The organism is Mesorhizobium sp. M8A.F.Ca.ET.218.01.1.1 (assembly GCF_004791165.1).
Classification (GTDB): Bacteria; Pseudomonadota; Alphaproteobacteria; order Rhizobiales; family Rhizobiaceae; genus Mesorhizobium.
In genome coordinates this window covers 433,063-452,572 of sequence record NZ_SRUZ01000002.1, presented here as the reverse complement: position 1 = coordinate 452,572, position 19,510 = coordinate 433,063, and the positions used below count along the sequence as shown (strand labels likewise).

15 protein-coding genes and 6 pseudogenes are annotated in these 19,510 nt (G+C 58.9%); 9 read left to right on the top strand and 12 right to left on the bottom strand.

Annotated features, from left to right (window positions below):
* Nucleotides 1-104: 104 nt before the first annotated feature.
* The 5 genes from EN861_RS08600 to EN861_RS08580 form a co-directional block, all read right to left on the bottom strand.
* The gene (locus EN861_RS08600; RefSeq protein ID WP_126097364.1) at nucleotides 105-1,019 is read right to left on the bottom strand and encodes a hypothetical protein; all 915 of its coding nucleotides are present in this window, start codon (nucleotides 1,017-1,019) and stop codon (nucleotides 105-107) included.
* 365 nt (nucleotides 1,020-1,384) lie between these two features.
* Nucleotides 1,385-2,059 (bottom strand): hypothetical protein, encoded by a 675-nt coding sequence (locus EN861_RS08595; RefSeq protein ID WP_127275150.1) that lies wholly within the window; start codon nucleotides 2,057-2,059, stop codon nucleotides 1,385-1,387.
* Between the two features lie 108 nt (nucleotides 2,060-2,167).
* On the bottom strand, nucleotides 2,168-2,590 hold the full coding sequence (locus EN861_RS08590; RefSeq protein ID WP_126097366.1) for a hypothetical protein: 423 nt from the start codon (nucleotides 2,588-2,590) through the stop codon (nucleotides 2,168-2,170).
* A gap of 334 nt (nucleotides 2,591-2,924) precedes the next feature.
* Nucleotides 2,925-3,242 (bottom strand): hypothetical protein, encoded by a 318-nt coding sequence (locus EN861_RS08585; RefSeq protein ID WP_126097367.1) that lies wholly within the window; start codon nucleotides 3,240-3,242, stop codon nucleotides 2,925-2,927.
* A gap of 29 nt (nucleotides 3,243-3,271) precedes the next feature.
* Nucleotides 3,272-4,381, bottom strand: coding sequence for an XRE family transcriptional regulator (locus tag EN861_RS08580; protein WP_126097368.1), 1,110 nt, complete (start codon nucleotides 4,379-4,381; stop codon nucleotides 3,272-3,274).
* 140 nt (nucleotides 4,382-4,521) lie between these two features.
* On the opposite strand from EN861_RS08580, the gene EN861_RS08575 reads away from it, so the two are divergent.
* Together EN861_RS08575 and EN861_RS36125 are read left to right on the top strand one after the other, a co-directional pair.
* Nucleotides 4,522-5,196 carry a hypothetical protein gene (locus EN861_RS08575; protein ID WP_126097369.1) on the top strand — a complete coding sequence of 225 codons (675 nt, stop codon included), beginning with the start codon at nucleotides 4,522-4,524 and terminating at the stop codon, nucleotides 5,194-5,196.
* 453 nt (nucleotides 5,197-5,649) lie between these two features.
* The gene (locus tag EN861_RS36125; RefSeq protein ID WP_245458613.1) at nucleotides 5,650-5,967 is read left to right on the top strand and encodes a hypothetical protein; all 318 of its coding nucleotides are present in this window, start codon (nucleotides 5,650-5,652) and stop codon (nucleotides 5,965-5,967) included.
* Nucleotides 5,968-6,686: 719 nt separating this feature from the next.
* Here EN861_RS36125 and EN861_RS08565 read toward each other — a convergent pair.
* Nucleotides 6,687-7,880 (bottom strand): TlpA disulfide reductase family protein, encoded by a 1,194-nt coding sequence (locus tag EN861_RS08565; RefSeq protein WP_245458614.1) that lies wholly within the window; start codon nucleotides 7,878-7,880, stop codon nucleotides 6,687-6,689.
* Nucleotides 7,881-7,990: 110 nt separating this feature from the next.
* Complete coding sequence (locus tag EN861_RS08560; RefSeq protein ID WP_126097371.1) at nucleotides 7,991-8,266, bottom strand: hypothetical protein; 276 nt, start codon at nucleotides 8,264-8,266, stop codon at nucleotides 7,991-7,993.
* Nucleotides 8,267-8,597: 331 nt separating this feature from the next.
* Here EN861_RS08560 and EN861_RS08550 point away from each other — a divergent pair.
* Nucleotides 8,598-8,919: pseudogene (locus tag EN861_RS08550) on the top strand (hypothetical protein); the annotation flags it as partial.
* On the opposite strand, the pseudogene EN861_RS08545 reads toward EN861_RS08550, so the two are convergent.
* From EN861_RS08545 to EN861_RS36735, 4 genes and pseudogenes are all read right to left on the bottom strand, one after another.
* A pseudogene (locus EN861_RS08545) lies at nucleotides 8,916-9,815 on the bottom strand (aldehyde dehydrogenase family protein); the annotation flags it as partial. The pseudogenes EN861_RS08550 and EN861_RS08545 overlap by 4 nt on opposite strands.
* Nucleotides 9,806-10,431, bottom strand: a pseudogene (locus tag EN861_RS08540) (type II toxin-antitoxin system HipA family toxin); the annotation flags it as partial. The pseudogenes EN861_RS08540 and EN861_RS08545, both read right to left, overlap by 10 nt.
* 269 nt (nucleotides 10,432-10,700) lie before the next feature.
* Nucleotides 10,701-11,252, bottom strand: coding sequence for an insulinase family protein (locus tag EN861_RS36740; protein WP_335930839.1), 552 nt, complete (start codon nucleotides 11,250-11,252; stop codon nucleotides 10,701-10,703).
* A gap of 49 nt (nucleotides 11,253-11,301) precedes the next feature.
* Nucleotides 11,302-11,358, bottom strand: a pseudogene (locus EN861_RS36735) (hypothetical protein); the annotation flags it as partial.
* A gap of 604 nt (nucleotides 11,359-11,962) precedes the next feature.
* Here EN861_RS36735 and EN861_RS08530 point away from each other — a divergent pair.
* The 5 genes and pseudogenes from EN861_RS08530 (at nucleotide 11,963) to EN861_RS08510 (ending at nucleotide 16,728) form a co-directional block, all read left to right on the top strand.
* Entirely contained in the window at nucleotides 11,963-12,301 is a 339-nt protein-coding gene (locus EN861_RS08530; protein WP_167498459.1) for a helix-turn-helix transcriptional regulator, read from the top strand.
* A complete protein-coding gene (locus EN861_RS08525) occupies nucleotides 12,291-13,607 on the top strand; it encodes a HipA domain-containing protein (protein WP_126063913.1) in 1,317 nt (438 codons plus the stop codon). The genes EN861_RS08530 and EN861_RS08525 overlap by 11 nt, the downstream gene beginning before the upstream one ends.
* 1,442 nt (nucleotides 13,608-15,049) lie before the next feature.
* Nucleotides 15,050-15,582, top strand: a pseudogene (locus EN861_RS36120) (IS21 family transposase); the annotation flags it as partial.
* A gap of 10 nt (nucleotides 15,583-15,592) precedes the next feature.
* Nucleotides 15,593-15,906: pseudogene (locus tag EN861_RS36115) on the top strand (ATP-binding protein); the annotation flags it as partial.
* Between the two features lie 192 nt (nucleotides 15,907-16,098).
* The gene (locus tag EN861_RS08510; protein WP_126080679.1) at nucleotides 16,099-16,728 is read left to right on the top strand and encodes a hypothetical protein; all 630 of its coding nucleotides are present in this window, start codon (nucleotides 16,099-16,101) and stop codon (nucleotides 16,726-16,728) included.
* Nucleotides 16,729-17,702: 974 nt separating this feature from the next.
* On the opposite strand, the gene EN861_RS08500 is transcribed toward EN861_RS08510, so the two are convergent.
* The gene (locus EN861_RS08500) at nucleotides 17,703-18,158 is read right to left on the bottom strand and encodes a transposase (RefSeq protein ID WP_256748481.1); all 456 of its coding nucleotides are present in this window, start codon (nucleotides 18,156-18,158) and stop codon (nucleotides 17,703-17,705) included.
* A 793-nt stretch (nucleotides 18,159-18,951) separates the two neighbouring features.
* Between EN861_RS08500 and EN861_RS08495 the strand changes: the two genes are divergently transcribed.
* The gene (locus EN861_RS08495; RefSeq protein ID WP_224570032.1) at nucleotides 18,952-19,467 is read left to right on the top strand and encodes a DUF2285 domain-containing protein; all 516 of its coding nucleotides are present in this window, start codon (nucleotides 18,952-18,954) and stop codon (nucleotides 19,465-19,467) included.
* The last annotated feature ends 43 nt before the right edge of the window (nucleotides 19,468-19,510 follow it).

The window sequence follows — 19,510 nt, the reverse complement described above, 5'->3', positions numbered from 1 at the left end:
TCCAGTCGGTGCGGCATCGCAGTGCTTTTGCGCATAGGACCGCAACCGACGTGCCAACTGGGAAAATCGTTTCGGAACAATGCGATCGCTCTGGAAGCGTTGTGTCACATGTCCGACATCGTCGAGAATCCGACAACGAGTGCTCCTCCTAATCCCGGGTCAACTCCGGCGCCAGTCGGTGACACCGTGCAGAATTCGAGCAGACGAGCGCCCCCAAGCTCGCGAAGCGCATTGAAATACGTGAGCACTGTCAGATACGGATCGGCGGCATCTTCCCCTTCTTGCGTCGGGCTGGAAGTCAATGCCTGCGCGCCTGCCAGCAGGGTCTGCATGCTCCGAAGAAAGAGGAGTTTAAGCCCGCGACCCTGACTCGCCACACCGACGTAGAGGCGGGCTGGCTCTCGTGCCGATGGCACAGTGCTGGCGAAGAAGCTGTCGGTACGGTGGATGCCGGGTGGCGGAAATACGGCCGTCTCCGAACGATCGAACAAGGCTGCGATCTGTTTCTCCGCCCTTCGGACGGTCGCGGTCGAGGCGACGATTTTTGGACGAATGAGTCCATGAAGACCCGGCCGCGACGACAGCAGGTCGATCGCTGTTTCGTAGAGTGCGGCCGCCGTTCCAAGCGGGCCAGAGATCAGGTGCAGTTCGTCCTGGATGACAAGATCCGGCGGATCGAGCCGATGCCCGTTTCCGAAGGGGCGACCTTCGCCTGGCTCAGACGCGCCGAAGAACCCCTTGTCCGGATCATGCCGATCTACGTGTCCAAAGAATGCGCCGCTCTTGCCAATCCATGGAAGGGAGGCAAATTTGTCCACCGTGGCGATGAGAAATGCGGGAAGACGGCGGTAAATTGGCTCGTCCACCACGAGCACCGGCAGGTGTCGATCCCGCGTGAAGTCGCATTCGGCGTTCTCGCATTTGAGCACTAGATTCTGCGGAGCTGTCCTGTTGGGCGTGAAGTGGAAGCTCTCTGGCTTGAAGGGCTCACCACACCAGGGACATGCCTTCAGTGGCACCGGGGTTTCGTCTTAGGTCTGCTCTGGTACCGCTTCAGCCAGGTCGTCGCGGCGTCCTTGCCGGAAGAATTTCGCGGCTGGATTGTTCGGTGAGGCTGCGCCGCCCACCCAGAGTCCAATCTCGATCGGCCATTCGCCAAGCGTCTTCCGGCCATTGTCATCATGGGTCCGCAGGAGTTCGAGCGCGCAGACGAGACCAGCGGCGTGAGCAGGCGTAACGTGTAGCGCATGATGACGCTGATGCCCGCACCCAGCACGCCAGATCCGCGGAGCCGCCTCGGCACAATCGCATAGGCGGCAAGTCCAAGATATGCTTCCGTCTTGCCGCCGCCGGTCGGAAAAAAAGCAGGTCGACGATCTCGCGCTCACCACTGTTTCGGTCGGTCACGCCAACGAGATTGAGGAGGACGAAGGCTAGCTGGAACGGCCGCCATGTTGGCGGGTCTACATCGCCCGGCAGCTTCTTCTGCCTCGCGCCGGCGGTTGGCCATCGCCATCGCCGTATTCATCAGGCCGAATGCTTCACGCGCCATCGTATCACGCTTAAGGAGATCTATCCCATCGCGAATCCTGCTGCCGGCGGTGTCAACATTTTCCAGAAGCGCCTGGCCCGTCTTTAGCCGTCTCGGCGCAAGCCCTGTCATCAGTCCTTCCTGACTCCGCCGCCACTCGGCGTAAAGTTCAGGCAGTGAATCCAAGGCTGCACTGACCGCTTCGGCTCCGGAAACGGCAGCCCGAGCGAGAGCCTCCATGCCGAACTCGACGCCATCGCTCCTTGCCGGGACGACACGTTCCACCTCCTGCTGCGGAAGGAAATCGGTCCAAACACGCGTCACGGGGAGCGGATCGTTCGTCGCGTCAAGCCGTTCTTGCCAGCCTGCAGATGTGTTGCGACCAACGGCATATTCGCGGACATCGCGATAATGGAGATCGCCCAGCCTAAGGTCGAAATCATCGGACTGGTAGGTGGACAGGTCGCTGCGCGGATAAAATCCATCCGCACATTCGAGCTCGATCCGGGTCTGGAACGCGTAGGCCACGTCCTTGTACGGAGCCTTTGTGCTCCGTCGACGGTTTACCAAGAAGACGGTGATGACGCGCAGACGCTCTTCAGCCCCCTCCGGAGTCTTTTGACGGAGCACACGGTGTCAACGGCGACTTCGATGCCGCCGCCCGGCCTCTGAGTCAGCGCTTTCCGGCAGCAGGATTCCGGACTGGTTCCGAGTGACGTCGAGGACGATCGCGGCTTCGCCGGGAACCCGAACCCAACGGAGGTTCTCGGGCTTTTCTGGCTTTGGCTTGCCCTTTCCCGACAGTTCGGGAATGAGGAGCGCATCGGGCAATGGGGGCTCCGTCTTATAGTTCCCCCATGTTGCGCGCAGCGTGACTTGACTCACCGTTTGCGGAAGAACCACCGTCAACCCTATCGACGACGGAAGAAACCTGTCCCGCGGTGGTTGGTCAGTCGAATCCTTCTCCTCGACCTCCCCCTCGACAGCGGAGTCCAGCATCTCACTGGCGAGAAGGTCGTCGGCGGTTTCTTCGATGGTTTCCTCGCCGTCAGGTATCACAGGCGCAACACCGTCGTAGGCGGGAACGATAAAGCCCCCGGCGTCCCAGCGATTGCTTCTCGGTCAAACTTCGCGTGCGAGATTCTGATCAAGGTCAGGATTCGGGCCGACTAGGTCGCGGCGGAGGATGTCGATCAGCTTGTTTCGTACCTCGAGCGAATTCGTCATGGTGTCGGTCTCTCAAGGTAAAGCTGCGCAGCGTCTGGTCGAGCCATTTTTGGGTATAGGCATCTTTAACAGGACCTTCGGACGATGGCCGATATCGGCGAGGAGCCGCTCCAACGAGACCAGTCTGTCGCGCAAGCCGAGGCGCAGCCCAACGCGAAGACTCGCCTTATCCGGACCGCAAAGGAGCCAAGCGTCGCTGCGCGTGATGGTGTGTCCAGAGCATCTGCTCTCCGGCGTCCAGAAAGCGCATATGGTCGTCACGCAATAGCGCGCTCGCGCGTTCAATGTCGCTGACCGGATGTACGGCTTTAAGTGTCTCTCTCAGAACATTAGCTTCGATCTGCTGTTCGGGCCGCCGCCTCTGGAGCCCTGTCTGGGTTTCGATCTCACACATCTCGACCGTCTCCACCGGGTACCCGCTCGTCAGCGCCTTCCATGCCGACACACGCCAGCACTCGATGATGACGTTGGTATCGACCAGCAACGAACTTCGGTGCCGCGGCATTCACCCGCCTACAACTCGTATGGCGCTTCCACGCTGTGAACTGCAAAGAGGTCCGCAAGATCGTCGATCGAGATGCCGAGCAGGTGCAATACGCGCCTCATCGCCACACGACCCTCATTGACAGCCTTGCCGATCACCTCGACGAACGTCGGGGAGAACAGCGGAAGCAGCGGCTCTTCGGCGGGCTTGCTACGGCCGTTGTTGCGAAGGCGATCTTCGGCGATACCCCTGCCAATATCCTTGTCGATCCAGTCAAGGCCGACCAGCCGCCAGCGCAATGCGGAAGCCGTGACCCTCAATTCATCTGCGACCGCGTTCAGCCGTACGATGAGTTCGTCGCCTGCCAATTCGGACCAATCGCCAACCTTGCCAAGCACAGTTGAAGGCATGAGGAGAGCCGAGGCGAAATTGTCGGCGAGTTGCTCGACCCGGCTACGTTTCTTGGGCACGACATCTTCGACATGATCCGGCGGCATCGCGTCCCAGGTGAGGATGTGGAAAAGCTCGTGAGCGAGGTCGAAATGGCGGCGACCCGCAACCTCGCGGCGATTGATCAACACGACATCCAGTTCCGGCAGGCGGCAGGCGGCGCCCGACACGCCTTCGATCGGATCAACCATCAGGACCAGCATTCCGAGATCCCGCTCCATGACCTCGGCGAGGCGAGCGGCAGGCACGTTTCCTAGCTTATATTCGCCGGCGAACCGGTCGCCCGCAGCCGATGCATCCTCGTAGCTGGATTCTTTTGAAAGACCGAGCGAGCACCTCAGCAGCGGAGCTTCCCTGCCCACTTGTGGCGCGAGCGTACGGAATGCCGCGATCACGCGGCCCGCGTCTTCTTCGTAACCCAGTAGGGCACGACCGATGACGCCGTTCTGACGCCAGGAGAACTTACCTTCGCCGACGAGCAGAAACGGATCGGTGAAAAAGTCCAGCGGAACGCGAAAGATTTCGACGGCGCGAACGAGTTCCTCGGCCGAAAGTCGCCGCTCGCCCGTCTCGATGGCGGAAATGGTCTGGCGGTCCTTGAAGCCGAACAGACGCGCGGCCTCCTCCTGCGAGAGGTTGCGCTGTCTGCGCAGCGCTTTCAAACGGATGCTGATGGTGGGAGTCGACATGTCGCACCTCCGCAATCGCTATAATCTTGCGAATTTTGAAATGCAAGGATATGTCGCGATTTGGACCAGCAAAGCCCCCGTGAGGATCGTGGCTGGCCGTTGATCGGAAACGAATCGGAGGCACCTTCAGGTAACGCACGATGAATTTCACCATTTCCCTTTCTGATGCAGCTCGTCACACTATTACGCTTGCCACACTGGAAGCCTATGTTCTCGGAGATGGTCGTCCGCGCCGAACAAAGCTGGAAACGCTGGGGTATCTTTGGGGCTTCAGTCGCGAGGACTCGAAAGGAACGACCCATTTCCATGTCGATCTTATGAGTCTCAGCATTTCAGCCGAGCGATCACGGAACAGCGTGAAGCCCAACAATCAGGCTGTCCGCCTGAAGAGCGAACTGATGGATCGATGGGCACCACACTTGACGCTCATCGGTGATTTCCACAGTCATCCCTATGAAAATCTTGCCGAGGTACGGGACAGTAGTGGATTCGAGTTTTCGGATGCTGACGAAGCAGCATTTCTAGACGACGACTTCCTGTGGGAGCGGGCTAACAGCCAGCCAATCATGCTGGCAATGACAATCTGCAAGCTGGCGCGGGTCCATGAAAAGCATGCCGCTGAGACCATACGCTCGAACATTGCGCATTTCGACGTGGGTGAATTTCGGTTCTGGTTGAATGCCGCTGTTGGATTCCTAGACGCCTCCGGGTCCAGACGCTGCACTGGGAATCGGCCTTCAAACGTGGAACTCAGAATTGATTCTCGCTTCTACAATTTCTCGAGAGACAGGCTCGTCGTTGCTACCGTGCATTGATTTCCTCGCCTTCTCCTATGGGACCTTAAGTTTCGTGCGGAAAAAACGATTATCAAGAACTCGCCGACGTAAGTCCGGAAATTGGCACGCTACAGGGAGGCCTTACGGTTGGAATGATAATGACACTAGAGCTCATCTTATGACTTGCGAGTCGGTTTCCGATGTAACTACGCGAAATATCAATTCGTCACAGCTATGTCCCTGTGGTTCATGACGGCGGTTTCGGGGGACTATTCTTTTGCAGAACGCTTCTTCGACGCGACACCGCCGAGTGGAAAAATCTCTGAGCGTGTTTCCGCTCCAGAAGAGACGTTGGTTGGAGCCGACGCAAGCATTCTAGACTTCATCCGAGACGCCGACCAAAGGCCGTGTCGGCTAGTTGTTTCCTGACGCCAGACCGAAGGTCTCGTCAGCATTTCAGACATGCAGAAATTGCCAGTGCGAGCAGCGTCCATGGCGGATGCGATAAGGAGACGCTTCGAAACGCCGGGCCGCTGGCTGGAGAAGCTTAGCGCCGAAAGAAGAAAGAAGATTTCTCAAGTGATCGCCGATGCGAAGAGTGATGATGGATTTGTGGACGAGATCCTATTCACTCAGTTCTGCGACAAATCTGATGTTGTTCGAAAAGGAATAGAGCTCCCCCGGAGCGCGACATCGGCCGCCGACGTGTTCCGGCGAGCTGAGAAACTTAGAAATGCTGTTGCGCATGGAAATGACTGTGCCTGGCTCCTTCCGCCGCGAAAAATATCGCAGTGTTGGTCACAGATATGATGATTTTCAAAAGGGAGATTGATGGATAGAAGGCTTGCTCTGCACAGTTGCCTTTTTGGTGCGTTGGGAGACTGTCGACAGCGCGGCCCTTGCGTGTTGGATAAAGCCGCAAACCGGTTGCAAGAAATTCCGTTCGGATCGACGAAAATGACGGTGGCCGCCATCCCATGCACCTGCATCATGCCATTCAAGGCCGAGGCTCTGGTCGAGGTCACCTCATTGAGGATGACGGCGGCCTGAATTGCCTGGATCAAGCAGCCAACCGTGGTACGCGACACCTCATTTATTGAATTGAGGGTGGGTCCGGTGTTCCGGCATTGAAGTCCTGATATCAATTGTGCGACAGGCTGCCTCATCGAACCGCTGGCGGAGGCAAGCGTGGGCTGCAGTACCAGATCACAGGCATGCCGCCAGCGAGGCCCTCCCATGTGCTTAATGGCCATGCCGCCAAGATCGAATTCGCTACCGGCATGAAACCTTGGTGTGGTGGAGGTGTTGAGAGGCACCTGCGCCAGGCTGGCGAACGGTTAGTAGCGGGCAAAACCCGTAGCTCAGCTCATAGCCCGCCTAAACAAAGGCGGGCATCGTACAAGGCCGCAGTCCTTCGGACTTAGGTCCAAAAGAGCGGCCCAGGTGATTTCGCAAGCCGGGCGGGGTTTGCGCCGTTCGCATCAAGAGCTGTCCGCCCGGCCAGTTCTGTCCCTCACATAAGCTGGCGGTCAGCCGCAAACGGTATACCAGCTGTCGAATCGGCCATTGTTTGGAACCGCACACAGAGCGCCGTAACAAACCTTCTCACCCTTGAAGTAGGCCAGGAACTGCAGCAAATGGGATATTTCGCGCTGTTCATCTTCGTCCCGGATAAGCTCCGGACCGCCCTGCGACTTCAGTGCCAGTTCGATCAACTCGATCGCCCGATCTTTGTTGCCGCTCTCGTGATAGTAGAGGGCTGCCAAACGATAGGGCAGGAGCTTACGTTTGTCGCTTTCCGGGGGATTCAGTGCCAGGATGTGTTCGGACAGCTGTTTTCCCATCGCCAAGCGCTCAGCAGACGGAAAGTGCGAATGGTCATAGTTCGGAAAGAAGAGCTCGTCTAACGCCGCAACCATCCAATTCTCGGAGTTTCTGTTGATCGCGTCGCGAACGAATTGGCGCATGACGGGCAAGCCGACCTGCATGTCCTTCATTTTGTGAAGCAACAGATTCACATGAGAACGGCGGAAACCGAGGTTGTCCGGCATCAAGGCGATGCCTTCTTCGATCGCCGAGAGCGCCGTCCTCCAATTCTTTTTCTCCACCGCCGCCCGATATCTGTCATTGATCGGCTTCTTCAGCGCTTGTTCGCGCGCTATGGGTTCGCCTTCCGCGATCCGCTCCGCATCGGCGGATTTTGCTTTATCGCTGGTGCGCCAGCTGCCGTTAAGCACCTTCGGCAAGACCTCATCGAGTTCCGTCGGTGCACCAATAAAGGCGATGCAGCCGTCTCGGTCGACCACGAAACTGGTGGGAATCCAGAAAGAAAAGCTGGGCTCCATCCAAAGCTTGTCCATTTCGCCTGTCGAGTCGAATGCGATCCGATAGTTCAGATTCGGGAACTTTTCCGTCAACCAAGCGTCCAACGTGCTTCGGGCCTCATCGGCCGTTGGAGCGCGTTCACTAGCCGCGACTCCTACGATCTCAACGCCGCTTTCCCTGTATTTCTCCTGCAGCTGCATCAGATGGGGCATCCCGTCCACACACGAACCGCACCAAGTTGCCCAAAATTCGACGATGTACACTTTGCCAGGCTCGAAGCTGGTGAGGGGCTCGCCACGCAGCCAGGTTTCCGCTTGAATCGAAGGAGCCGGGGACTCGATCTGCAACACCACGTTGTTCTCCAAAGCCGTTGTCAAAGGTTGTGAGATTTTCTGCACGAGCTTATTTCCCTCTCAGAGACGGCACACGGTTCAGGGGAGAGAACATCCTCGTCTGCTCCATTGCATACCGTCCTGCTGCAAGCGTTGCAAGGTCCATGCCAGCGGGCTCAGCGCGCAAGTGCATGAATATGCTTTGAAAAACCTCCGTAGTGCCCGGATGGCGGTTGGATTGAACCTGACAAATTTCTGCCTTTGTCAGGTTTTGAACGCGCATTGCCCGTGTTTCGCGCCGCCAGAAAAGCGTGGCCCATCCGCACGATCCTGAAGCCCAAACCGTCGAACCCGTGCGACACCGCCGCAATCATGTCGCGCCATGCATCGATGCCAAGCGCCTCGGCGTTGAGCTCGCAGCACGCCAGAGACATCATCGACGAGACGTTCAAGCTCTACCCGGGAACGGGAAAACGGCCCGAGGTTTGGCCTTGGTCGGGACGGCCGAACGGCAATATCGCCGAGAGGGAAAGACGCAGAAGAAGATCATCACACCCGGCGAGCCGAAAGTGTCGGCAAGCCATCGCAGAAGGCAGCAAACATGCAGGCCCAGACGTATCGCTGGGCGATCTGAGGGAGTGGCATACGTCGCGCGCCTGGTGCAGAAATTGCTCGCATCATGCCGAAGTAAGGTCGGCCGCGCTAATCCGCCGGTATGGCAAAGGCGCGCTATTCAGCACGGTCGAGGGCACTTGGTTGCCCGGGAATTGAACCGGCTCATCACTGGTCAGTGACAATGCCAGCGAGTTCATCTCGAACGCCATCCTCTCCTGCGCGGATCAGAACCGGTCGAATGGCATTCCATGCGCATGGCAAGCATCGCTATCGCCTGTGGCGCGCCGACTGCAACACCGCGCGGCCGCACTCCCAAATCGCCTGGCAGACATCGGCCGAGTTCGCCACCACCTTCAACCCGCGACGGTCGCTCGCGCTGCGCTATGCGAAAGGTTCCGCGCCAGCGCCCGTCGCTTCACCCGCCCAGCAGCGCACAACCCACGCCGGAAACGAACCCAAAACTGGAGAAACTCGGGGCGACGTCATTTAGATTCCACCCATGCAGAGGTACTTCATTCCGAGGTAGTCTTCGAGCCCGTGGCGGGAACCCTCCCGCCCGATGCCGGACTGCTTCAAGCCGCCAAAGGGCGCCGCTTCCGAAGACATACGCCCGTATTGATGCCAATCATGCCATCCAATGCCTCGGCCACGCGCCAGACACGCCTCAGGTTCGAGGCATGGAAATAGGCGGCGAGCCCGTAATCGTGTCGTTTGCCTCACAGATGACCTGATCCGCATCGTGGAAGCGGATGATCGGCGCCAACGGCCCGAAAGTCTCCTCTTGCGCAACCGCCATGATGCTGGAGATCTCGGTGAAGACTGTGGGTTTGAAAAAGGTGCCATCCTTGCCGATATGTTCGGCCGCGCATCGAATTATCCCACCTTTGGCAACGGCATCTGCGATGTGGGACTCGATCTTGGCCAAAGCATGCATGTCGATGAGTGGTCCGACGTCCACTCCCGGAGCGAAGCCGTCGCCAACCGATAAGTGCCGGACTTTCTCCACGAACTTCTCGACGAACTCATCGTGAACGCTCGATTGGACGTAAAGCCGGTTCGATGAAACGCGCAAGTCTGGCCGGCATTGCGGAACTTCGCCTGGATCGCGCCGTCAACCGCAGCGTCAATATCCGCGTCATCGAAGACGATGAAGGGCGCATTGCCGCCGAGCTCGAGGCTGACCTTCTTGATCTGGTCCGAGCGCTGGCGCATGAGCAGTCGGCCAACCGCGGTGGAGCCTGTAAAGCTGATCTTTCGGACCTTGGCATTGGAGCAGAGTTCGCGGCCCCACGCGACCACCTTCGGTCGCATAGACCCAGGTTGACGACGACGTCAGGAAAAGCCGGCTTGCTGCGCGAGGGCAAACATTGCACCTAGCCGTGCCACGCCACGATCAGATCGAGCGCGGCTTCGTTGCGTGCGGGTTCTGTGGTCAGTGGAGGGCGGAGGAAAAAGCGCTCGGCGTGCTCGCCCTCGCGATACCGCTGGTTCGCGCCGGCAAGCGCCCATGTCGCGTCGGCAGCGCCCTGGGCGCTGCCGTATTGTTCTATGAGGCGGTTCGCGATTGCCTCGCGCATCGTCTCGCCGATGGATGCCGCGTGTTCGCTGCGCAGGCGGAAAGCTTCGAGGAAGCGCTGGCGCATCGAGGAGACGTCGATCCGGAATTCTCCCATTCCATCATCGACAACCGCTTGAGCGACTGATGGGTGGTCGGGAGCTGCGTTCTGAATGATTTCCAGCAAGCGCAAGCGCGTGCGCTGTATTCGTCGCCCGCTCAGGAACAGGCGGCCATCCCGGGTCGGGCCGAGAAGCACAGCGCTCGCCGCCGAGAGGTAAGCGTTGGGATACAGGTATTTGGCGATGGCGTGCTTGAGTATCATGGCCTCGATATCCTCCCCGGCATCGAGATAGATGCCGCGCATTAACTGGACGAGCTTGCCCGTTTCAGCCTGATAGTGGCTGCGGGTTTTATCGATGTTTTCACAACGAGGTGAAGGGCCATTTCTAAAGTTCCCTGAGATACGGGAAAGCTAGCATAATCATCATATTCAAGAGTTTCTAACTTTCCCGTATTTGGTATACGCAAAAGTTAGAATACTTTCTCGGAACGACGGCATTCTTCGGGGCGGGAAATCGAATCACGGGAGAGAACCTGGTCTGCGAGGGCGCGCAGGCAGTCTCAAGGCGTTCATTCTGCCACACCATAATCGGATCAGCCACACGTAGTTCGGCGAGTCCTTCAGCTATTGTAGAGCGTGGGATTATTCGCTGTCACGGGCCAACGCCCGGCCGAAAGCAGCTTCTTCGCCGCCGCCCTGCCTGGTCGAGGATCACCTGCTCGATGAGGGCCGGGCGGCGCTGGATGTAGTCCATGCCGAGTTTGTCGAGCTGCAACCCGACAAGCGTGGCGGAAATCGACCTGGAGGAACCCAGATTGTCGATAGCATAGGCGCCGATCAGATACTTCTTGCTCGCTTCGAGTTCGGCCGCTGTTGGGCCTGTGTCCACCAGCTCGTTGATTGGTTGTGTTATCAGGTCGAGCGTCTCGGCCGCCCTGTCGGCGCGCGTCGACGTCGTCACGACAAGCATGTTGGAATGCTGGTAGCCTTCCAAGCTGGACGAGACACCGTAGGCAAGGCCGCGCTTTTCGCGCACTTCCTGGAACAGACGTGAGGTAAATCGTGAGCCTCCGACTATATCGTTCATCAGCTGTCCCGCGTAGAATTCCGGGTCGTTGCGTCCAATGGCGGGAAAGGCCAGCTGGAGCGAAGTCTGGTGGAGGGCGTATGCGACCTGCGTCCGCTCGGCGCTTCGGGGTGACATCAGGTACGGGGGCGAGCGCCTGTTTCTGAGGCAAATCGCCGAACAGCTGGTCGAGCCTTGCTCTCAGGGCTTTGGCATCTATGTCGCCTACGACCGCCACATGCAGCCCGTCGCGGGCGAAAGCGGCTTTGTGGAAGGCGCTTAGATCGGAGGGCGTTACGCTGGTCAGGCTCCCTTGGGCGGTCTCGAATACGCCGTAGATTCCGCGCCGCCAGGCCAGCTCGGCGATCGCGTGAGGTTCGCGCTCATTGGCAATGATTTCGGAGAGAAGCTGGGCGCGTATGCGGTCGAAAAGTGCTGGTATAGCCGGCTGCGAGTCCCGCCGCCGAGGATGTCGGCCAGTAGTCGAGCGCCTCGGCCTCGCACCAGGGACCGCCCATCGAATGACTCATGCGAGGCGTCTCAAGGCTGTCCGCGATCCAGCGCCAGATCTCCGCCTCGCCCGAGGCGCGCAGAGCTGGCCGGTTGTGCAGGAGCCGTAGGCAATATTCGCCTTCCTTGTTCGGACGTGTAACGCTTGCGTCTCCCGTCGCATTCTACCTGGCTTTCCGAACGTAGCCGTGATGCGAACTCTTGCTGCATATAAAGTCGAATCAGGGGGATTGAGTCATACGATACGGAGTCTTGACTTTGGCAGTCGCTCTGCGACATTACCTATATAAAGGTCGAAAGATGGTGATATGGATCATGCATAGGTCACGGAGACCCGAATGACGGCAGCGCATAAACGCACCTATTCGCGCTACGCGATGGAAGCGCTTGGCCTTTTCGGTAAGACCATCCGGCTGGGCCGGATGCAGCACCGATTAACCGCACAGGAGTTAGCCGAGAGAATCGGTGTTTCACGCAGCACCCTGCAGCGCATCGAGAAGGGCGATCCCAAAGTCGAAATCGGACTGATGTTCGAAGCTGCTGCCATTGTCGGTGTGAAGCTGTTCGATGCCGACGGCAATGGCATCACAGCCCTCACAGGCCGCATTGACGATCGCATCGCGCTGCTGCCGAAGCACGTCTACAAGGCCGGCAAGCAGATCGTCGATGAGTTCTAAGGTCCCCAAGTACGACGAAGCCTATGTCTGGGTCTGGCTGCCGGGCGAGACCGCGCCGGTTGTCGCCGGGCGGCTATATGCCCATGACGGACTCGTCAGCTTCAACTATGGCAGGAGCTTTCGTGAACTGGGCAGCGCGATCCCGCTTTATCTCCCGGAACTGCCCCTGAAGGCAGGCGAATTGCCTTTGCTTCCTGGCCTAACCATGCCGGGATGCATCCGCGATGCTGCCCCCGATGCCTGGGGACGACGGGTTATCCTAAACCGCAAATTCGGTGTGAAGGGCGATGAAATCGCGCGGCTCGATATTTCAGAACTGACGTTCCTGCTGGAATCAGGCTCGGACCGCATCGGCGCGCTCGATTTTCAGTTTTCGCCCACGAATTACGAGCCGCGCGCACTGGCCAATGCCACTCTCGAAGAGCTTGTCCAATCGGCGGAGCGGGTAGAGAAAGGTATTCCGCTCACCCCCGAATTAGATCAGGCGCTGCATCACGGCAGCTCGATCGGCGGCGCAAGGCCAAAGGCGCTGATCGAGGATGACGCCGTCAAGCATGTCGCGAAATTTTCCTCGTCTGCCGACCTTTACAGCGTCGTCAAAGGAGAATTCATAGCCATGCGGCTTGCCGCCTTGTGCGGCATCAGAGCGGCATCCGTCTCGCTCGTTCGCGCCGCAGGCAACGACGTGTTGCTCGTCGAGCGATTCGACCGGATCAAGGTCACGGGCGGCTGGCAACGCAAATCCATGGTCTCAGCGCTGACGATGCTCGCGCTCGATGAGATGATGGCGCGTTACGCCAGCTACCAGGATTTGGCGGAGATCATTCGCCACCGATTCACCGCGCCGTCGGAAACTCTGCGCGAGTTATTCAGCCGCATTGTCTTCAACATACTTTGCGGCAACACCGACGATCATGCCCGCAACCATGCGGCATTCTGGGATGGGGCTAAGCTCACCCTCACGCCTGCGTACGATATTTGTCCGCAGGCCCGCAGTGGCCAGGAGGCCAGCCAGGCCATGCTCATCAGCGGCAATAACCGCATGAGCCGGATAGCGTCCTGCCTTGAAGCCGCGCATCACTTCCTGCTCAGCGCGCCGGAAGCTCTTGCGATTGTTGAAGGCCAGCTCCGATGCATTGCGGAGAATTGGCCGCGTGTTAGCGAGGAAGCTACGCTATCCGGCACAGATCGCAATCTGTTCTGGGGCCGACAGTTCCTCAATCCCTACGCTTTTACGGCGCTGGAAGGAAGCGCCGACGTTCTCCGCGCTCTGGCTGACGAACTACGCAACAGTGTTCACGCCTGATCCGGCGCTGGATTTCGGACAAGCTCGGCAAGCGTAAGACGCCCACAATATGGACAACCCTTGCCGTGCCAGGACGAAGATTGAACAAACGGCTCTTCAACAGTGACAACGTGCACTGCGGAGAGATGTGGAGCTGACATCGCAAAAGCCCAAGACGCGCGACTTCCCGCGATACAACTCCACATAACTGAGCGTCTACAAGCGGTGCAGCCAGCCAAACATCCAGCCATCAAAGCGATGATCGTCTGATCTTTTGCCGATGACATCACGTCGGGGAAGACTTGTTCGAGCGCTTGCCGCTTCATATCGATACCGGCCTGGGCGTAGCGCATCGTTAGTTCAGCCCGAGTGGCCTGGCCATCGACTGATGGTGGCGATGTCAACACCCGCCTTGACGAGGTGGATGGCCGTCGTGTCCCGCAAAGGGCGATGATGGATGCTTTTTTCCGCCAGGGTGGTTCCTTCGCCCGCAGCCATGTGTGCGCAGCAAGTATCGAACACCGAACCGGGTGAGCAGTGTGGGGCGGTCGTTGCTTTGCTCGGCGGGACAGGGCGATACCAGACGAAGGTCACAATCGAAGAGTCAGGATCCCTGAACTCGTGCATCCGTATTGAACATCAGCGAAAACAGAGCGTAATCCCGCTGTCCAGAAGGCGTGCGGCGGTCGATACGCGCCAGGACGCTCTTGATTTCCGGGCTCATCGAGATATTCGACAGGTGCCACCCACGCGCTCTCTTGAAGGGAAGTGTCACCACCAGTTGCAGCGTATCCTAATATTCGGGGTGCTCCGAAATCAGGAACCGCGCAAAGGCATCCATCGCCGCCAGCCTTGCATTGCGGGTCGCAACTGCCACGCTCGACCTCAAGTGATGTGAGAAAGCTGCCCATCCTGTCGGTATTGATGTCGGAGACCGCTTCTTTCAAGAATATCTTCCCGCTCTCCCGCGGCATGAGCCCGTGGCATGCTTCGGCCCAATGCTGTGGATTGATGTTTCTTCATGCCACAACCTCGCTGACGAGACCGCCGAAAGCCCCTTCAAAGCGGTCGGTGGCGATCTCTCGCAGCTTTGGAAGGTAGTGCATTGATTTTTCGTGGAATGGGGACCCTGTTTAAAGGGTGATTTTCGTCCAAACGGGACCCTTTAACGATGGGGTCATCAAGATGCCTCCGGCTTGATCGGAGGCATTTGTGTTTTGGATGTTGGTTTTAGAGACGATTGCAAAGATACGTCGGCTGTCGCTGGTCCAGGGGAAGTCGATCAAGGCGATCTGCCGTGAGCTGAAGATCTCGCGCAAGGTGGTGCGCAAGGTCCTGCGTTCTGAGCAGACGGAGTTCCGCTACGAGCGCAAGCACCAGCCCTATCCCCGCATGGGAGCTCGGCGTGAGACGCGGGACCGGCTGCTGTCGGCGAATGCGGCCAAGCCGCAGCGGGAGCGGCTGCCGGTCGCTTCGACGGCTTCCACTGCATTCCCCCGTCGGTGTCGAAGACCTGCACGGTGCGCTTCGACAACAACAAATACTCGGTGCTGTCGAGTGCCGTCGGTCGGCCCGTCGAGATCCATGCTTATGTCGATCGGATCGCATCCGCCAGAGGATGGCGTGGTCGTGGGAGAACACGTTCGCTCCTTTGGCCGCAACGAGGTCGTCTACGATCCCTGGCACACGGCGCGCGCCGTTCCTTAGCTGGGTCGTGCGGTCGGCAATGGAGAAGGTGCGGCGCAGCTCAAGGCGGTTGATGACGTCGACCGGCAGATGGTGTTGATCCTCACCTGGGTGCTGACCGACGGATTGAGCGCGGTCGAGGCCGCCTGTCAGGAAGCCATCGAGCACGGTGCATCGTCGGCGCCGGTGATCCTCAACATCCTGGCCCGCAGCCGCGATCCGGCGCCGGGCACGATCCTTTCCATTCCCCAAGCGCTGAAGCTAGCTCACGAGTGTCGCCGACTGCACCCGCTATGACAGTCTCAGGAGGACAAACAGCCATGGAACGCACCGAGGTACTGGAACTGATGGGAGCGCTGAAGCTCTACGGAATGCGCAGAGCCTATGACGAGATCATGGGCGCGTCGCCATCAAGCGACGGCACGAGCCGCCCAGGATTGTCGGTGATCTCTTGCAGGCCGAGATATCGGAGAAGCAGGCCCGCTCCATCAAATACCAGTTCGCTGTCGCCAAGTTGCCGCTGGCCAAGGACATCGACGACTTCGACTTCGCCGACACGCCGGTCACCCCCTGATGCGCGATCTCGCCCGGCCGCGCCTTCGTCGCCGATCAGCGCAACATCGTCCTGGTCGGCCGCCTTCACGGGTCACCCAACTCGCGCGGAAGGTCGACCGCATTGCGACGGGCGCGTGTCGACTTCCCAACAATGTCAGACAGGAGACGCAACGCTATCGGAGCGATCGCATTGCCCGAAACGATTTTCCCAGTTGGCACGACAATTGCGGTCCTATGCGCAAAAGCAAACTAGACCTGAGAGCCGCACCGCATGAATGTAGCCTCCCAATATCTGCCGCTTGTGGCGCATCACGAAGCCGGGCACGCGGTGGCCGCCATCGTTTTGCACCGTCAGACGTTCGACGACGACCGTGAACTCCCTGCTTTCTCAAGTGTTAGTATTTACCCCGACGCCGGTGACGGAGAGTGCGGTGGTGTTGTCGAAGGCGCGGGTTTTTATTCAGCGCAAGGATTCACCTCGAAGCGAAAGCCGATTTTCGAGGACGATATGGATCGATGTTTGGAACGCGATGATGCGATCCGGGAGATAGTTGCGTGTCTGGCAGGTCCTTTTGCAGACTCCGCATTCGAAGGCTATCTGGACCCGCGCGATATGGCGATGAATGCGTCCGATGGGAATGAGGGGAGCTGCGACTACGCGGATGCCAAGCGAATCTATGGTGAGTTGCGGTTCCTGATGCCGCGCCGCCCCGATTGGGGGCGGATCGAAGATTGCACGGCCCGGCTAGTACTCGATCACTGGTCGGCCATCGAAGCATTGGCCGCGCATTTGCTGGTCAAGCATGATCTCCAATTCGATGAGGCTCTGACGATTGTTGCGCCGCATCTTCCGCCCATGCCAGCAGCTACGCCGCCAGAGCGTCATCCGCAGCCTGCTTGATCAGCCATTCGATGTGATTTGACCACATCTGCAACACCTCGCGCTTCTCCTTGACTTTGCTATAGAGATTGTAGATTTCGCCAATGTCTGTCAAGGACGCCGCCTTGTGATTCAGTATGTGCTCGATGACGTGTGGCAATACCTGCCGCCTGCCGAGATTTGTCGCGAGCGTCCTGCGCAGATCGTGAAGGGTCCAGTTCTCCAAAGCCACCCCGTCAGTATTGACCTTGCCGTCTAGAGCCTTCTTGCCCTTCGCGTAGCCTGAGAAGTGGCTTCTTTCGTTGCCCCTCGCAGGGAAAAAAACGTGTCATTGGTCTTCGGTACCGTCTGGGGGACCGACACCGCCAGTGTGGGCAGCGGAATAAGCGTAGGCTCTTCGTTCTTCGTGCGGTCACCCGATAGTTCCATGTTCCGGCTTCAAGGTTGAGGACCAACGCATCGCGGCAACTTCCGTACGCCTCTGTCCGGTCAGAATGAGCAGCTTGACGATGGAGCCGAACGAATAGCCGATATCGCCCGGTTCGGGCTCACAGCCCGTTCATATAGCCGCCAGTTCGGCATCGTTCACCACTCGCTTGCGCTTGACGATCGGGGCCGGATCCGGATTTTCCAATCCCTCGCGGGGAAACCGCGGATGAGCCGTTGCGGCGGTTTGCGACACCAGTTGAAAAATGCCCGCATACACCAGAAGGCCGTGTTAGCCGCTTGCGGGTGACCCCCGGCGACGATCTTCTTGGTGACGTTAGCAATGTCGGTGTCGATCACATGGTGGATAGAGCGACTCCCGAGGGCAGGCACAAGATACCGGTTCAGGCTGGCCTCGACCAGTGCGGTGTTTTGAGGGTCGTTACTCGGCGGCCTGGAGGTGACCGCCATCGCCGTCCTCGGTATCGTCAGCGCTGATATGCGCCTGATCGGCAAGGAAGGCTGGCAGTTCCGATGGAGCTATGCTGGAATTTGGGTGACGAGGCTGATCAAGCGGCGCTCTGCGGCTTCGTTTCGATGACCTGGATTCCGTCCAGGAACCTGGCACCTGCGATGAGTTTCGGCAACTGATTTTGTCCTTTCAATCGTCGCCACTTCCTGGCCGCGGCCAACAGCTTGAAGACCATCAGCTGGGCGGTTTTCGAGGATAGCGAGCCCTTGGTACGCACCGTGCGATAGCGAACGGTTGCAAAGACGCTTTCGATGGGATTGGACGTTCGCAGATGATCCCAGTGTTGGGCGGGGAAATCGTAGAGCGCCAGCGACGCAATATGATCTTTCGTCAGGCAGTCGACCGCCTTGGCATACGCCTCGGCCTCCATCTCGATCGCATGCGCAAGCAATTTGCGCGCGCCGCTGCGAAGTACATCCGTCAGGGTATCATCGATTTCGTCGGGCTGACGAAGGCGAACAATGTGTTGATAGTCTCGTTCATGGCGTATCACTCTCCTTGAGAGGTACTGGCAGGCTTCATCACCCGCCTCGATACGCCGCTCTCCTCAAGCCGCCATCATCCAGTTTCCGCCATGGCTCCCCCTGATTGATCCGCTTCACCTGTGCAACTGCACAGGCTGCCCTAGCGGGGAGATTGGCCTCCAATGGCGAAAGCTTGCCGCAGGAGACCCTCCGATGACCGTGCCTATGGCGCCGCCGCTACGACAACTTGCCGACAAGCAGCGTGCGATCCACTGCCGCGCTACTGCGCCTTCAAGGGACGTCTGGATCGCGACGCAGGAGCCGATGACTGTTACGGGATCAATTCCAGGTCGCGCTGGCCGTCGCTGTGCCAGTTCGACGGTCTGGTGGCAATTTGGGCACATCTTCTGTCGCCGACAGTGGCGATGGCTGACGCTTCAACGAAACGGGGTCTTCGACGTCTGCTGCCTACGCCGATGCTTTGCGAAGTGGCATAATGTTTCGACGCACGCAGGCGCGGGCAGGGGATGTCAGTCATGAATCTCCTGACTGGCGCGGATCAGGCCGATTGGCGGGATGAAAGATCATACGACTACACCGCTGGCCTGACGCTGCGGGAGTGGGCTTGGGAGTTCTTACGCCGCAATCCAGCGTTCCAGCGCGATCTGACCGCTGCGCGCCAGCATTGCAAGACTTGGTCTCTCCAATCCTTTCTCGATATGGTCGCGTCGGCCGGCGACCTGTCACGCTGGGGTGTTCTGTTTCGCGGAGTCTTGTGGCCGCGCTTCGGTCGTATTCTGGTGTCCGCTCTGGTGCGTCCATGTGCTGCCGGTCATTGCGGAACGGTTGCCTGCCTCGTCGCCGACACCGCCGTTCGAACTCTCGGCATTGCCCTGTCGTGCAATCGTCCTGCTGGCGCCCGACAAGAGCCAGCATGTTCTTCTTCGCAATGCGGACCACGCGCTGCAGCTCGCCGTCTCGGGCGCGAATATCCTCCACCCTGTTTGCCTGCATACGCAAGCCATCTGGCCCGCGGTGCTTTTAAAGCATCGACTGAGGGGACTGGAGTGCCTCAATGCTCTCAGTCTAGGGCAACAGTTGCCCCCCCGCTTGTTTGCGCCGGAAAAGCGCGGCGTTCGTTTGTCCTTCGTTCTTCGTGCGCTCGACGGTTCGCTCGCCGGAGCACCTCATCGCGAGCTCGCCGAAGTTCTCATCGGTCAACGGCGCGTCCATGCCGACTGGGCGGATCCTCGCGATCATCTGCGCGACCGCATCCGTCGGGCCGTCTCGCGTGGCCGCGCGCTCATGAATGGTGGCTACAGAGATTTCCTAATTTGAAAAGCGACAGTCCGCGCTGTGCGTCGGTGGATGAACGTTCGCT

What these genes read in the sequence shown, in the direction of transcription:
- EN861_RS08580 (WP_126097368.1), bottom strand. Translation starts at nt 4,381, where the DNA reads ATGTCGACTCCCACCATCAGCATCCGTTTGAAAGCGCTGCGCAGACAG.
- EN861_RS08575 (WP_126097369.1), top strand. Translation starts at nt 4,522, where the DNA reads ATGAATTTCACCATTTCCCTTTCTGATGCAGCTCGTCACACTATTACG.
- EN861_RS36125 (WP_245458613.1), top strand. Translation starts at nt 5,650, where the DNA reads ATGGCGGATGCGATAAGGAGACGCTTCGAAACGCCGGGCCGCTGGCTG.
- EN861_RS36740 (WP_335930839.1), bottom strand. Translation starts at nt 11,252, where the DNA reads ATGTCACCCCGAAGCGCCGAGCGGACGCAGGTCGCATACGCCCTCCAC.
- EN861_RS08530 (WP_167498459.1), top strand. Translation starts at nt 11,963, where the DNA reads ATGACGGCAGCGCATAAACGCACCTATTCGCGCTACGCGATGGAAGCG.
- EN861_RS08525 (WP_126063913.1), top strand. Translation starts at nt 12,291, where the DNA reads ATGAGTTCTAAGGTCCCCAAGTACGACGAAGCCTATGTCTGGGTCTGG.
- EN861_RS08510 (WP_126080679.1), top strand. Translation starts at nt 16,099, where the DNA reads ATGAATGTAGCCTCCCAATATCTGCCGCTTGTGGCGCATCACGAAGCC.